Annotated in this window: 17 protein-coding genes and 1 pseudogene; 8 read left to right on the top strand and 10 right to left on the bottom strand. The window is 34.9% G+C overall.

Annotation, left to right across the window (positions count from 1 at the left end; genetic code table 11):
* Positions 1-130: 130 nt before the first annotated feature.
* A complete protein-coding gene (locus H131_RS11315) occupies positions 131-604 on the bottom strand; it encodes a DinB family protein (RefSeq protein ID WP_010859272.1) in 474 nt (157 codons plus the stop codon).
* 230 nt (positions 605-834) lie between these two features.
* On the opposite strand from H131_RS11315, the gene H131_RS11310 reads away from it, so the two are divergent.
* The 4 genes from H131_RS11310 to H131_RS23125 all read left to right on the top strand — a co-directional run bounded on the left by H131_RS11310 (position 835) and on the right by H131_RS23125 (position 4,087).
* Positions 835-1,830, top strand: coding sequence for a S66 family peptidase (locus H131_RS11310; RefSeq protein ID WP_010859271.1), 996 nt, complete (start codon positions 835-837; stop codon positions 1,828-1,830).
* 60 nt (positions 1,831-1,890) lie between these two features.
* Positions 1,891-2,550 (top strand): hypothetical protein, encoded by a 660-nt coding sequence (locus H131_RS11305; RefSeq protein WP_010859270.1) that lies wholly within the window; start codon positions 1,891-1,893, stop codon positions 2,548-2,550.
* Between the two features lie 59 nt (positions 2,551-2,609).
* On the top strand, positions 2,610-3,431 hold the full coding sequence (locus tag H131_RS11300; RefSeq protein WP_010859269.1) for a S1 family peptidase: 822 nt from the start codon (positions 2,610-2,612) through the stop codon (positions 3,429-3,431).
* Between the two features lie 122 nt (positions 3,432-3,553).
* Complete coding sequence (locus H131_RS23125; RefSeq protein ID WP_010859268.1) at positions 3,554-4,087, top strand: hypothetical protein; 534 nt, start codon at positions 3,554-3,556, stop codon at positions 4,085-4,087.
* 161 nt (positions 4,088-4,248) lie between these two features.
* Here H131_RS23125 and H131_RS11290 read toward each other — a convergent pair whose 3' ends face one another.
* The 3 genes from H131_RS11290 to H131_RS11280 all read right to left on the bottom strand — a co-directional run bounded on the left by H131_RS11290 (position 4,249) and on the right by H131_RS11280 (position 5,617).
* The gene (locus tag H131_RS11290; RefSeq protein WP_010859267.1) at positions 4,249-4,740 is read right to left on the bottom strand and encodes a YkvA family protein; all 492 of its coding nucleotides are present in this window, start codon (positions 4,738-4,740) and stop codon (positions 4,249-4,251) included.
* Between the two features lie 139 nt (positions 4,741-4,879).
* Complete coding sequence (locus H131_RS11285) at positions 4,880-5,080, bottom strand: cold-shock protein (RefSeq protein ID WP_004230088.1); 201 nt, start codon at positions 5,078-5,080, stop codon at positions 4,880-4,882.
* 201 nt (positions 5,081-5,281) lie between these two features.
* Positions 5,282-5,617, bottom strand: coding sequence for a DUF1033 family protein (locus H131_RS11280; protein WP_230491842.1), 336 nt, complete (start codon positions 5,615-5,617; stop codon positions 5,282-5,284).
* Between the two features lie 106 nt (positions 5,618-5,723).
* Between H131_RS11280 and H131_RS11275 the strand changes: the two genes are divergently transcribed.
* Together H131_RS11275 and H131_RS11270 are read left to right on the top strand one after the other, a co-directional pair.
* The gene (locus H131_RS11275; protein WP_010859265.1) at positions 5,724-7,451 is read left to right on the top strand and encodes a globin-coupled sensor protein; all 1,728 of its coding nucleotides are present in this window, start codon (positions 5,724-5,726) and stop codon (positions 7,449-7,451) included.
* Between the two features lie 45 nt (positions 7,452-7,496).
* Positions 7,497-7,778 carry an acylphosphatase gene (locus H131_RS11270; RefSeq protein ID WP_010859264.1) on the top strand — a complete coding sequence of 94 codons (282 nt, stop codon included), beginning with the start codon at positions 7,497-7,499 and terminating at the stop codon, positions 7,776-7,778.
* Positions 7,779-7,886: 108 nt separating this feature from the next.
* On the opposite strand, the gene H131_RS24405 is transcribed toward H131_RS11270, so the two are convergent.
* The 3 genes and pseudogenes from H131_RS24405 to H131_RS25360 form a co-directional block, all read right to left on the bottom strand.
* Positions 7,887-8,057, bottom strand: coding sequence for a hypothetical protein (locus tag H131_RS24405; protein ID WP_155242413.1), 171 nt, complete (start codon positions 8,055-8,057; stop codon positions 7,887-7,889).
* A gap of 176 nt (positions 8,058-8,233) precedes the next feature.
* Positions 8,234-8,731, bottom strand: a complete 498-nt coding sequence (locus H131_RS11265) for a DUF4303 domain-containing protein (protein WP_010859263.1) — start codon at positions 8,729-8,731, stop codon at positions 8,234-8,236.
* A gap of 90 nt (positions 8,732-8,821) precedes the next feature.
* Positions 8,822-9,136 (bottom strand): annotated as a pseudogene (locus H131_RS25360) (aminoglycoside phosphotransferase family protein); the annotation flags it as partial.
* Between the two features lie 316 nt (positions 9,137-9,452).
* On the opposite strand from H131_RS25360, the gene H131_RS11255 reads away from it, so the two are divergent.
* Positions 9,453-10,607: a hypothetical protein gene (locus H131_RS11255; RefSeq protein ID WP_010859261.1), complete on the top strand. Its 1,155-nt coding sequence runs from the start codon at positions 9,453-9,455 to the stop codon at positions 10,605-10,607.
* An 87-nt stretch (positions 10,608-10,694) separates the two neighbouring features.
* Here H131_RS11255 and H131_RS24400 read toward each other — a convergent pair whose 3' ends face one another.
* From H131_RS24400 to H131_RS11245, 3 genes are all read right to left on the bottom strand, one after another.
* Positions 10,695-10,844 carry a hypothetical protein gene (locus tag H131_RS24400; protein ID WP_155242412.1) on the bottom strand — a complete coding sequence of 50 codons (150 nt, stop codon included), beginning with the start codon at positions 10,842-10,844 and terminating at the stop codon, positions 10,695-10,697.
* A gap of 295 nt (positions 10,845-11,139) precedes the next feature.
* Entirely contained in the window at positions 11,140-11,601 is a 462-nt protein-coding gene (locus H131_RS23120) for a hypothetical protein (protein WP_010859260.1), read from the bottom strand.
* Positions 11,602-12,381: 780 nt separating this feature from the next.
* The gene (locus H131_RS11245; RefSeq protein WP_010859259.1) at positions 12,382-12,648 is read right to left on the bottom strand and encodes a hypothetical protein; all 267 of its coding nucleotides are present in this window, start codon (positions 12,646-12,648) and stop codon (positions 12,382-12,384) included.
* 830 nt (positions 12,649-13,478) lie between these two features.
* Between H131_RS11245 and H131_RS11235 the strand changes: the two genes are divergently transcribed.
* Complete coding sequence (locus tag H131_RS11235) at positions 13,479-14,666, top strand: Ger(x)C family spore germination protein (RefSeq protein ID WP_010859258.1); 1,188 nt, start codon at positions 13,479-13,481, stop codon at positions 14,664-14,666.
* The last annotated feature ends 182 nt before the right edge of the window (positions 14,667-14,848 follow it).

The following is a 14,848-nucleotide window of genomic DNA, read 5'->3' as shown; positions in this document are numbered from 1 at the left end:
CGTCCGCCGTAGCGGAAGTCAACGGGTTCTTATAGAAACTTCTATTTTAAAAGAAAAAAATTGTAGACAAACTCCATTTTTTGAGTTTGTCTACAATCTGAGCGGATACTCAACGTATCTGCCGTTTTGATTATTTTTGCATTTCCTTTGTCGGCCCCATCACGCCTGGTACTGGTAAATCTGCTTGACGTAGGAGTACAGTCATTTGACCACGATGATGCGTCTGATGATCCACGAGCGTTCGTAATAATGCCCCTCGCGCAATTGGGCCATCAAAGCCCTTTACTTCTTCTAGCAAATCTTCATTTGATAGCTTTGCTACTTCTTCTTTTACACTTTTTGCAGCCTCTTCATATGCAGCTACAATTTCGGCTGCCGTTGCAGGTACTGGATCCTCTTGACGAAGCATTGGTACTTTTAGGCCTGCTAAATAGCCAAAATAACCTATCGCGCCAGCTAAATGCCATCCTAACCACCCGAGTGTACTGTGGCCTTCCACGATACTTTGATTTAGTTTTTCATCTGTCACTGCCTGTAGTACTTGAGCAGTCCCTTGTGATGCATTAGACCATTCATTTAGAAAATCCTCTACTTGACGATACATATAAACGCCCCCTATTTTTGGCTTAACTCTATCATATAAAAATCTCATCTTTCTAGCAAGTTTCCAACACCTTTGTTTACATAATATAATTATAGTAAATAAAATGTTTCTACAACAGCAATATAAACCAGTTAATTTTTACTGCTCTTTCATAAAATCATCATAATCCCCCAAATAATTGTAAACTCATGTATAATGGCAAAAACTATGTAATTAGAAAGAGGTATTTTATGTTTTCCCCATTAAAAAAGGGCGATACAATTGGTATTTACTCACCCTCAAAGCCCGCTTCTGTCATCGCACGCGCACGCTATGAACGAGGCAAGGCCCGTTTACATGCTTTTGGCTTCACCATTAAAGAAGGTGCATTAACTGGTAAAACTGATTTTTATCGTTCTGGTACACCAAAAGAACGTGCTGATGAACTGAATACCCTACTGCGCGACCCAAATATCAAAATGGTTTTACCTACAATGGGTGGAACTAACGCCAATAGTATGCTGCCTTATCTAGATTACGAGGCATTTCAACAACACCCTAAAATACTTGTAGGATTATCTGACGTGACAGCCATACTACTTGCCCTATATGCCAAGACAGGCATCCCTGTGTTCTATGGCCCGTCCGTTGCTTCAACATTCGGTGAATTTCCACCTTTTGTTCATTATACAGCGCAATATTTCAAAGAACTCTTTGTAGATTCTCTCACGTTCCCCTATGAAATGCCTATTCCTCCTATTTGGACAGATGATCGCGTAAATTGGCTTGAAAAAACAGCGGAAAAAACGCAACATCGTAATTCCTGGATTACTGTCCAGCATGGCGTAGCTGAAGGGCGATTGATTGGTGGCAACGTCAATACGATGTACGGTTTTATCGGAACGCCTTACTTCCCTCAAATTGAAAAAGGCGATATTTTACTGTTAGAAGACACATCGAAAACCATCGCAGTTGTGGAGAAGAACTTTGCAATGCTAAAATTGCATGGCTTTTTTGACAAAGCTTCAGCCATTATTCTAGGCAAGCATGAGCAATACGATGATTTAGGCACCGATCGACAGCCATATGATATGTTAATCGAACAGCTCGATGGACTTACTATACCGATTTTAGCTGATGTAGATTGCTGTCATACTCACCCACTTCATGCCATGCCACTTGGCTTACGTGTGCGTGTCGATACAACAAATAAACGCATTACCTTTTTGGAAAACTGGTTTTCATAATATTCGTATACCATAGGAACTTCGCGTATACTTAAAGAAAATAGCAGAAGGAGCTTGCTTATGCGATCTATCTTGTTTGTACTCTCTCTAGCAATACTATTAGTTGGTTGTACGACAAATAAAGTTACAGAACAGCAAGAAACCCTTTCAAAACAAGCTGTGACGGCTGAAGCATCTAAATTTGAAAAAACAGCTGAACCAAAAACAGCAGAAAATCTTGCTAGTTTTATCCCACCCGATGGTTCAACTGCATATTATGTAGGTCAAGGCAATGAATTTGCTAGCTTTTCGCTGCAAACTACCTATATCGATGACACACATATCGCCCAAATAGAAGATAATGGCGGTGTCATCATGTTAAAGGTTTATCGACTAACTGACTCTGCGATTGTCCTCATCTATAAAGCGGCCGTGGATAATACTCCATCACTTCCGACAGCACAAGAAGCGGATTCATTTCCAGTCATCGAACCTATTTTACAGCTGCCTTTCGAAGTCGGAAACAGCTTTGCTGGTTGGACCATCCAGTCGACTACTGCAACAGTCGATACTGGAACAAAAATTTATCACGATGTTATTCAGCTTACACGAACAAAAGATACGATGACGACACAAAAATATTTCGCTAAAGATGTTGGACTCATCCGTATAGAAGATACGATGCAAACAGATAACGAAGAGCCATTTGTCGTAACATCAACACTGCGAACAATAGAATAATGGGCTTCACAGGCGTCCGGCTTGGACGTCTTTCATTTTGGGAGAAGGAGGTACATAATATGAATGATTTACATAAGTCGTCTACAGAGGAAGAATTAACGGAAGAGGAATTTCTTGAGCTCGTGCTTGAAGAACAACAAAAGGCATTAGCAGCAGAACGTGAACAACGCCTGCAAGGCAAAAAGCCAAAGAAGCAACGGCCAATTGTAAAATGGATTGTATGGAGTATGGCGTGTGTTTTATTTTTCAATACTTTTGCACTTATATTCCAAATTTACTCCATTCCAGCTCTTGAATTCATAAAAGTATCTACAAAATTATCTGCACAGGAAGATATCCAAACATATAAAAAGGCTGTCGTAGAAATATCTACAGGTACTAGCAAAGGGACAGGCTTTGCCATATCCTCCGATGGACTTATTGTAACAAACGCCCATGTAGTTGAGGATGCCATCACATTGTCGGTTGTGTTTCCAGAAGAAGGTCTAATGGAGGCGCAATTATTGCAAAGCTTCCCAGATGTCGATTTAGCACTATTGCAAGTGACTGGTGACAACATCCCATCTTTAACGCTCGCTGACAATCCTCATTATGCCAAGAATGAGCATGTGTATTTTATTGGTAATCCACTGGCCTTTACGGGGATCGCCAATGAAGGTACATTACTTGAAACAACTTTACTAGAAGATTGGCAGGTACCCGTTATGATGATGCAAGCACCTGTTTACAAGGGCAACAGTGGCAGCCCTGTCCTTAATGCGGATGGTGAGGTAATCGGGGTTATTTTTGCAACAATGAAACAGGAACCATTTGGTCGAGTTGGCTTGTTTGTCCCGGTTCAAGTGTTACAAGACTTATTAAATTCGCATACTTTTAACTAGCTTATTAAGGTGAGTTTAGGTTGGAAAAAATTTTCATCATTAAATAATGTAGAAATTTTAGTTGGAATTTTTCCAATAATTGTGACATCACTTTATAATAATGAGTAAGGAGTGATTATAGAATGATAGCACAGATGAAAAAAGTGGAGTTTGATGCTTTAGGTGATATCGCATTGGTCCATGCCTGTTTTAAACCGTTAATTTTGGATTATAAAAGGAGAATGGCACAAGAGAATAGTTCAATAGTTAAAGAACTTTTTTATAAAGACTTAAACATTGGACAAAAAGCGTTGTTTGTTTTTCATGTGTACTATGATCATGCAATTGAATCAAAGGAAGAGTTCTATTGGTGGAGTGCCTATTATATGGCGCAACCTAAAATTTGGTCGGCAATTAAAATTGGTTTACAGTATTTTGGAGATGAACCTATGTATCAACTGTTAGAAGAAACTGAAATAATACTTCAGAGGTACCATTGCCCTAATACTTTAGAGAAGTTTGCTGTCACACGTGAGGATCTTGGAAGTAATCGAGAACTTGCTGTAGCAATGGATTCCCTCTATTTAAAATTCACCAACATCGCTCCCCTAACGGTTATTGGCATAAGTAATTTCATACGAGGCAACCATGAAATTTTCGTTAAAATCGAGCATTAATTTCTCTTGACACTACAATTTTTTGTCCCAACGATTGGGTATGTAAATCCCGTTGTAAAATAACAACGGGGTTTACGGTGTTTGAAGTTTTAATATTTATTCACTTTCGATCACTTTGCCCATGTTAACTGACGAATAATTAATTGGTTTACATAATAATATTATTTATTATTCCCCTTCGTTTCATGTCTTATATATTGTGTAAACATCGATTTTACCGGTATCTTACTAATAATTTGATCACTCGTTCCCGCAATTTTTTGTAAAACATCAAGGAGCTTATTATCCCCTGTCCAATGTTTCTCAATCACTTCGGGTCCCAGTTTATTGATAATCGTGTTGACGACAAAAGTTGCTAATACAAGATCATCCATAAAACCACCAAATCCAAGAACACCCTCGGGCATAAAATCCATTGGGAAGATAAAATAAGCAATAGTAGCACCAATCAGTGAACGACTTTTTGTATCAATAGCAGGGTCCATCAATGTTTTTATTAATAAATGAAATACATCAGGTACAAACATCAAATACTCTGCAAATTTATTGTGCCTTCCAGTCTTTGATTCAAGAAATGTAACTAATTTAGTCCGCAGCTTATGATAAAAATCCCGTTGTTCTTTGTCATTCGGTATATTTTGAAACGTATCCATGTTATCTTCCTCCTTTACTCCCTATACCTATTACCAAAAAAACAAAAATGTAATCCTTTTATGTTGAAAGAATGAAAAAAAGGCATCCTATTTACATAGGATGCCTTAATTTAACGAAAGTATTTTTAATTACTGAGAATTAAAGTTTAGTTACGTTAGCAGCTTGTGGTCCGCGGTTGCCATCTACAACTTCGAATTCCACTTTTTGACCTTCGTCAAGAGTTTTGAAACCTTCGCCTTGGATAGCTGAGAAGTGTACGAATACGTCGTTTTCGCCTTCAACTTCGATGAATCCAAAACCTTTTTCTGAGTTAAACCATTTTACTGTACCTTGTTTCATTTAAGATAACCTCCAAAAAAATAAAAGTGAACAATATGTAATTTCTTCAGGAAATGAAAAAATTCACATATTACAAAGAGTACCGAACTAACGCGATCACTTTTTGTAATATGTGAATCCATGTTTCCGGTGAAGCAATTAAATTGTTAACCTAAGTATAACTAGCATTCAATAATTTGTCAAATAAAGAAAAAAGTTTTTTTATTTAATTTGCAATTTTCCGTTTAAATCTAAATCTGTCGTTTCAACTCCAATAATTCCATGATAAACTTGTGCATCATCATCACAGGCTTCGCAATAAAAGCTTTCTTCTTCTGACCAAAATGCCCAGTACTTGCCTTCTTTACTCGCCTCGTGTTCATATACTGGTCTAAAGCTATTTAATTTTTCTTGTAGTGCTTGCTCAAACTGTTCTTTCGTCTCGAACGTTTCTTGTGTTTGAATAAAAGCTTCCCAGCCCTCAAATTTCCACCAAGGCTCATAATCAGCTTTCATGTAAAGTATTGTATACATATTTGCCCCATTCCTTGTTGTCATCAGATAATCTCATTTTAGCAAACACACATGAATTGTCTATTAAAACACCCTGAAATATGCTATTATTACCTTATTATTCATTATTACTTTTGGGAGGTATTTTTTTATGTTTTCAAGTATTCGACCTAAGGCAGAGCTCGAAGAATTACTAAAGCGCGGTACAAATTTAAGTGCAACAGGCCGTTTCAATAAAACGTTGGCGTTTAATCATTTTAATTCACAAGATGAAGTGAATTTAAAAGCCCTCTACACAAAACTAAAAGATATCACTCCTTCTATGAACGGTATTTTTAACAATTATTTAAGGGAAATCTCTCCTTCCTCCCAGCACACAATCAGTGAAGAAAATATAGATCGATACTTGACTCAATTTTTCTTAGCAACTCGTGATGATGAATACGTGGATGAAACGATTAAATTTTTCAATTTATTCAGAAAAAATCAATTCGAGCCTGGCAAACTAATTGTCGTATTTAATCAGTTTGCCTTTTATATTACAACGTATATTTTACATAATTTTGGTTTAAAGCCAAACAAGGCATTTGAATACATGAAATCTTTCCAGTCAGCTGTCAACGTTGACCAAGAATTACTTTTCGAAGTATTAACTGAGCGTATTATTGAAAATGTAGTGGCAGAGGTTTCTTCATTAATGGATGTAAACGCAAAAATTATGTATATGAAGGATTTAGTATTCAGTTTAGATAAACAAAATGAAGAAATACAGTCCTCTACAGCAGCGACAGAAGAAATTGCCGCCTCAATCAATGAGGTTGCGCGTATGTCTTCTCGCATTTCTGAGAAGACAACTGACTCTGTTGATCATGCTGTGAAAGGGAAAAATGCTATTGAACATGCGTTAACCGAGATCTTCAAAACGGAAGAAACTTTTGCTACCATCGTTGACTCGTTTACAGAATTACAAAAACGTGTCAATGATATTGAGCATGTTGTAACCTTGATTAACCAAATCGCTGATCAAACAAACTTGTTGGCATTAAATGCATCCATTGAAGCTGCCCGTGCCGGTGAACATGGTAAAGGCTTTGCAGTAGTAGCCCAAGAAGTTCGTAAACTCGCTGAAGGTACAGTATCTGCACTGAGTGAAGTATCAACGAATGTGCATCATCTAAAGAGTTACTCCAATGATGTATCGAAATCCATAACAGAAACGACCTCTATCATAAAAGAGGCAACCATTGAAGCGAAAGAATCGTTACCATTACTAAATGCTATTGTAGGTGCAATTGAAGGGATAAATATTGACGTTACAAATACGGCCGCTATTTCCCAAGAACAGGCTGCGGCAATTGACGAGGTATCGGCGAGAATGATAGAAATTTCTAGTCTTCAGGATGATATTCGTGAATACAGTCACAATACATCAAGCGATATTTACTTATTAGGTAAAGAGATTAACCGCTTCCGCAACGACATTATCTCAAACAATAATGTACAACTCTCTTCTATCGCCCTATTACAATTATCAAAAGCTGATCATATTTTATGGAAATGGCGTATTTACAATATGTTCCTTGGCTTAGAGAATGTACGTCCAAGTGAGGTATCTTCGCATAAAGATTGTCGCCTTGGCAAATGGTATACAGCTAAGAGGACAGTCGAACGATTCGGTCACTTACAGGATTATCGTGATTTAGATGCATATCACGCACGTGTGCATGAATCAGCGAAGCTTGCAGCACAAGCACATGAGGCCGGTAATATTCAAAAGGCTGAAGTCTATTTACAAGAGGTAAATCAGGCTTCAGAGCGCGTTCTATACTTTATTAATAACTTAATCACTCATTTAGAAAAAGAACGTGTAATGCAATAAGCAAGGGGAGGCTTCTCCCCTCTTCAATAAGTAGGAGGTTATGGCGTGAATAAACGAGCGCTGATTAAATTTTTCGGAGATGTGTATGGGACAGGCTACCGCTTTTTCATTAAACAAAAAGCAATTGAGCTTGGCTTAAAAGGCTATTGTAAACTAAATGACCTAGAACAAATTGAGGTAGAAGTAGAAGGCTCAAAAAAAGCCGTGGATGAATTCCTCATCTTTGTTCAAAAGGGTGTTAGCCCACAGGCAGATTCCAATTCATTTACGTTAGAGTTATATGATGATTTAAAAGGTTATGTACGTATGGAGTCAGACATTGTATAGTCTGGCTTCTTTATTTTTGTAATGTTATTTTAGCAAGGTTTATCAAGCTTTTTGGGTATTGTCGTTAATGAATACGGTTTTGAATACGGTTTTGTTTTATGTGGAATTTCATTTAGACGGACCATTGTATAATTCTTCCGCTATTTCATCTACAGACATCGTCATTTTTTTATCAACATGATAATTTTTATTGTTGTCAACTTGTGTTGTAGATGGCTTTATAAATTCAAAATCATTCGGTAGCTCTATTAACAATTCTAATTTTAGATACTGTTTCACGATTATACTCCTATCGTTTTCTATTATCATTGCCAGGTATTAAGCAGCATAAAATAAAAAAACACTCTCGGCTCATAATGCAGCTGAAAGTGTTTTTGTTTTTTCGCCATACTGTCAGCATCCTCTTTCTCATTAGAGAAATCGCAACTAATAATAGCATGAGATTGTTTACTTTTTTAATGTTGCCAATTACGTATAAATGCAGGTAGTGTCGGATGATTCGGATTGCAACGTTTTGCTGATGTTAGCTCCAATATTTCATCCATGTCATCATCAGTCACCGAAATAAAAGCAAAAATGTTTTCGTCAATAACGCCCTCCTGTTTCAATTCATACATCGTATCACTCATTACTTCATGAACCATCACTTGATGTTCAACAAATTCTTTATCTTCGGCATACAATATTTTATCTAATAGTTCACGACTCACCTTTTCTAGCATATCCGTTTGATCGTAGTGTAAATATTCATCCTTCAAAAAGCGATAATTTTCTGGGTTGTCCCCATATTCCTTACCAATGTTAATAAGTGATTTTTCTGTCCCCATTGTTAAATAAAGACTGCCACAATCTCCATCTGTCACTAAGACAATCGCATAGATTTGTTCATCCTTTAAGGCACTATACATTGCATTATAAGCCTCTTGCACAGCTTGCTTGATTTTCTGTTTCATGCATACTCTCCTTTCTTAATAATGAATATTAATGGAACATCTATTGTTTCTATACTACTAATAGTAGCAATTAAAATTTTTTATCTTAACTAACATATGTATTTTTTGTTGGATATCAATGGAGACACTGATGAAATGTTCTGCTTGATCCATGTTTTCAGACAGGATTTCACCCATTGTTCTCCCTTTAATATATTCCATTATTATAGCCTGTTTTCCATCTATTTCTGTAACATCCAACACTTTAGGAACATTAAGGTCATGTGAGTAGGCAAGACTTTGCTTATTTGCTTCGTACAATGATTCCGTTACAGGCAAATAGTCGTTTTATACTTTGACAATCTTACCCTCATAAAGATAAATCTTAGCTGTATTTCCTATTGCCATTGGAGTGCCTAAATTCATTGGCTTTCTCTCCTTTTACACTTATTTTAAATATGTTGTCATAAAACTTGTTTCTTAGTCTTCTTACCCTAACCTGCGCATTTAGTTTAATAATACCTCATTTAAAATTTATTTGGATAACTTTTTCCATTTACCATTCTAGCCAATTAGATGGCTACATAAGTAAAACCACCCTTCACACACGGAGTGGTCTTATTTTAGTTCTCTTCTTTATTTTTAAAAAATAAAAACCTTTCAAAAGCAACGAAACTTTTACAGATGGAAAAACGTATAAGTATTGGTAGCAAAACCAATATAAAGGAGAATTAAATTTACAATGAAAAAACCAATCAAAAAAACTTGGATGATTGCTTCTGCACTTACTATAGGAATGGCTGTTCTAACGCCACTTCAAGCAGGAGCTGCATCAGCAGAAAAAACAATTGAAGCATCCGTTCAAAAGGAACAACAAATTAAAGGGACTATTAAAAATATTTTCTTCGATGGAATGAACCTTAAAGGAAAAGATGGTAAAAAATACTTCATCAGTTTCAATAATTTTTCTGCAGAACAACTAGAAAAAATGAACTTAGTTGAAGGACAGGAAATTGCTGTTGAAGGTAGCGTTGTTGAATATTATAATGACTTCGATACATTTGAAGCTTATAAAAAAGACTTGCCTAAAGAAGTAACAAAGGAAGATTTAACAACATTAGAAAAATTGTTTAGTGAAATAAAGAAACTGCAAAAGGAACTAAATGAAGATAAAAAAGCTTCAGATGAAGAGATTGAAAAGAAATTTGAGGAAATGGATAAAATTTATGACGAAATGTATAAAATTAAAAAGCCATATGTATTAGCTAATTGGCAGCCTCAATCATTTGATGAATTTATAGAAGATTACGGATTTAGTGAAAGTAACATAGTTATTAAAGAAAACGATAAAACACAGCTTAAAGCTATTTATGAAGAATTAGTAAAGCTTGAAAAAAGTGGTGATGAAGAAAAGGCTAACAAAAAATATGAAGAATTTTTCAAAATCCTTAAGCCATATGTTGATGAGCTATATCCACCACGAACTTTTGAAGAATCTTTAGAAGGCCTAGAATCAGAAATCCCTGCTGAAACTTTAGCAAAACTAAAAACAATCTTTGAGGACGCTCGAAAAGCAGATAAAGATGAAAATGAAGAGTTGTCTAATAAGCTATGGAATGAATTCTATGAAATCCTTGATCAGTTCTATAAGCCTTCCACTTTTGAGGAATACATGGCTGACTTTGATTTCGAAGTGAGTGAAGCCGATAGCAAGCAATTAAAACAGCTTTATGAAGAAAGCTTAGCACTTAATAAAAAAGAGGAGCTTGAAAAAGCAGAAGAAAAATGGGATGCCTTCTACAAGATTTTAGACCCATATATTAAAGCAAATGAAGAAATTCTTATCTCAGCTTCTAAATTAACGATAAACGGTCAAGAATATTTTCCACAACATTAACCAGTAAAGAATTCGGGGTTGTCTCAATAGTCATTGGAAAATGATTTTTGGTATAACCCCTTTTCTTTTTTCTTATCTCTTTGTATTTCAAAAAGAGCCATCTTCTATCCCCAACCTTGCAAATGTATCTCTATCACCAGCATCATGATCAACCACTGAGTCCATATATTCATCAGAATCATAACTATATTCATGTAAGTAATTTCTTTCATCTGCATAAAACTTTAATGTTTTCAATCAATATTTCTCATTAATTTTACTTCTTTAAATACTTTGAAGTTTTTAAACGAATCCTAAATGCTTCAAAAGTATTTGATTTTTGATTAAACACAAAAAAGACCAGGACTCATTATATAAATAAGCGCCTGGTCATTTGTTTATATGGCTTAAAAGACTCTTCTACTTGTATTTTTAATGCTTGTTGCAACAATTAAATAATTCAATGCTAATTGGGTTTGTTTCATTGCATATATATACAAAGTTAGACAATCATGTTGTGAATAATACACAAAAATTACTCATCAAATTATTTTTATACTGACTTTTTATAAGCTTTGAGTGTTGTCATAAGTTTATGATTTGTTACACTTTCTTGTGAATTAAACGAACCTAAAAACTCCGTTCCCTTCGAGAAAGGAGCCAATAATCCACTTCCTGAAGCACTTTTTAACATTTTAATTTGATTAGAGGATAGTTTTAAACTTTTATTTCCATCAAGAGCCGTGTTTGTTTTCTTTGCATTATTAATTGTGTCTTGTAATTCACGCATATTATGCATCCTCAATGGACCCATTCCCTTCAAAAAAGGAGCCAAAGATTTATTTCTTGAGGCATTTTTGAATACTTCAATTTGCTCTGAGGATAGTTTCGAACCTTTATTTGCATTTTTTAGTGCTTCTTGAATAACCTTAGAATTACTTTTATTGATGTTACCCGTAGTTTGTTCAGAAAAATTGCTGTACCTATATGCTCCTCTATTCATTAAATAGTGCATGCTTGTACTTCTCATAGATATCATAGTATTAATTTCACCGTCCAAATTTTTTATTATATCAACAGCACACTTCCCTTTAAGTGTTAAGTAAATAGTAGAAAAAATGTTCTTTGATATTACTTTCTTAATATCGGGATATATACATAATTTTCAACTAGAATAATATATTTCTATATATGCTATATTTTATATTTTTGCTTTTCGGGTTCATAAATGGTGTATTAATAACAATTTTGCGTTCTTCTTTTACGCCACATACTTCACCAATTAATTCTACTGCTAAATCGAAAACTTCTTCAATTGGCTCATATGTTGCCATAAGATCGTTGTATGCCAGTAATAATGCTTCACCTTTTGCATTAAAATCATCTACTAATAGATTGATTGGCTCTGTATATGCTGCTAAATCATCTAATAATGTTGTTTTTTCTTCTTCGGTTATTTCTAATTTCGCTTTATCGACGCGGGTTTATTAGCTAGGAATTTATATAGCTGTAAATCTTTTTTTAATCCTTCTAATTATAGATTACGTACTTAATGCTTTACAAACTGAAGCGAATCAAGCAACTGTTTTGGTTGATGTTTGGATGCCACCTTCTCGACATGAAATGAATAATCAATCTGTATAAAAAAGCAACTGAGTATCAAGTGAATTATTCTCAATTGCTACAAAAATCATTAAAAAATGTAAGAGTGCATGACCCACACAATTGATGTGGGTTTTACTTTTTTTGTATAATAAAAAGCCACCCCCATTGGATATGACTTGCTATCTATATTTTATTCAGGTGTTGAAGTCTCGATAGTTTCACGATTATTACACATAAGACACTTAGCTTTAAATTCTATACTCGTTGAAAGTCTCTGCAACATACTTAATTCATGAGCCAATTTTTTCGCTTCAAGTAATCCCTCACTTTGTAAATGAGCTACAACCAACTCCATTTTTTCCAGTGATTGTTGCATTATTTGTATGTTTTCTTTGTATTGTGATAATGTTTTTTCGATTTCGTGTACTCCGTCATCAGCTTTTTTATTGTCAAACACTAATCTGTTTCGTCCTCTCTCTATATATGGAATTAGTTAACACTATTATAAGATGATATCCTCCTATTTACAATTTTTTATAAAAAAAGCCATACCTAGTTTAGATGTAACTTGCTATGTATTCTTAGAAAGAATACGAGCTGTTAAAACAATCTGAGTTGAAAAGTATTTTTATCATGTTTTCAAGAGTTACTTTATCTTCGCGTCAACATTTTAGTTCTTGATTGTGCCACTTTCATCATCTCCATTTCATTTAATCATAATCTATTTGGTAGAACATGCCTATAATACAAATCTGACAATAGCAAGGCCACATCTAGTTAGTATGATTATCGTTTTAAGCTAGCGCTATTCCAAATCTTTAACCATCTAAATATTTGACATAAAAAAACATCACTTCGATAATTAACGGGGGAGCTTTAAAAACAGTTATTGTTTTTTTCAAAACGCTTAACAGTTTATTGCAAATCTACAACGCCTTGCTTTCGCCACACAAAACATTTGTGGCTATCTCTTCGTCGCTCCCCCTTCGTTTTTGTGCAGATACATAGCCATAGGACGTGCCATTGGCGTTCTCTGTTGGGTCTCATGTACTTTACTTTCCCTACTCCTGTCTCTACGTTTCGCCCACCCTGTCGTCGCAAATACGATTCGCAGGATTCTACATAGATTTTTAACTTGTATCAAATAATAAATTACCTCCAAGTATAGGGTTTTCACTTTTGACCGTGTCTTTTTTTAATTACACCTATTGGTTAGTCCCTGTTTAACTTGTTAATACTTTTACTTGAAATCGCAATCATCCTTATCTTTAAACTGGAGGTGCCAAGATGAAAACATATGGTAAATTATTTTTACTACTATCAATCTGTTTATTGTTAAGTGGTTGTTGGAGTAAAAGGGAATTAAACGAACTTGCGATTGTCATGGCACTCGGAGTAGATAAAGTAGATGACGAATACGAAATTTCTGTACAAATTGTAAATCCTGCTGAAGTATCTGCAAATAAACCTTCTAGCGGGCGATCACCAGTCGTAACCTACCATGCAAAGGGAAAATCTGTATTTGAAGCAATCAGGAAACTGACTACAGTAACACCTAGAAAAGCTTATTTTGCTCATCTTCGAGTTGTTGTAATAGGAGAAGAATTAGCTACAGAAGGAATAGTCCAAACGATAGATTTATTAGCAAGAGACCCTGAAACTAGGAATGACTATGATATCATCGTTTCTCATCAGTCCACTGCTCATGAAGTATTAAACGTCTTAACTCCCGTAGAAAAAATACCTGCAAATAAAATGGCAAATTCTATCAAAGGGGCAGAAAAAGCTTGGGGTACTACATTATCTATTACTGTAGAAGATCTAGTCACGATTCTTAGTAATAAAGAAAAAAGTTTCGTGCTCTCTGTAATTGAAATACAAGGCGATACACAATTAGGCTTGGATAAAACGAATGTTGAGAGAATTAAAACACCCACGCTATTAAAGTATGAGGGCTTAGCTGTATTTAAAGAAGATAAATTAATGGGTTTTTTAACTGAAGAAGAAAGTAGAGGCTTCAATTTTTTGAAAGATAATATTAAAAGTACAGTTGAACTTATTTCTTGTCCTAAGGGAGGTAAATTGACAACAGAAATAACAAAATCAACAACTAAAATTAAAGGGACATTTGAAAAAGGTGTCCCCAAAATAAATGTGCAAATTGTGGTAGACCAAAATGTTGGAGGAGTTGAATGTTCTATAGATTTAACCAAAAACAAATCACTTAAGTACATTAATAAAAAAACGGCAGAGTTGATAAAAACACGAATTGAAAAAACACTGATGACAATTCAAAAAAATTATCAAGCCGATATTGTAGGATTTGGAGATGTGCTTCATCGCGAAGATCACAGCGCATGGAAAAAAATCAAAGATGATTGGCCAACGATATTTCCTGAACTAGAGATAAAAGTTAAAGTCAAAGTACACACAAGTGGATTAGGCACGATGACAAATTTGAAATTAAAGGAGTAATCTCACCTATTACTGTTATGTAAAAAAACACTAAGTTCACAATGAAGTGAACCTAGTGTTTCGAAATGAATAATATTTACAACAACCAAATGTTATAGATTAATAAATTTACTTTTTTTCTTCTTTCTCCATATGAGGCATTGTTATCAAGGGACAATGCAGTAACTTACCTAAAAAAGTAA

It is taken from the genome of Lysinibacillus sphaericus OT4b.31 (assembly GCF_000392615.1).
Lineage (GTDB): Bacteria > Bacillota > Bacilli > Bacillales_A > Planococcaceae > Lysinibacillus > Lysinibacillus sphaericus_B.
The sequence above is the reverse complement of the archived record's forward strand: the minus strand, read 5'-3'. Positions and strand labels throughout refer to the sequence as shown.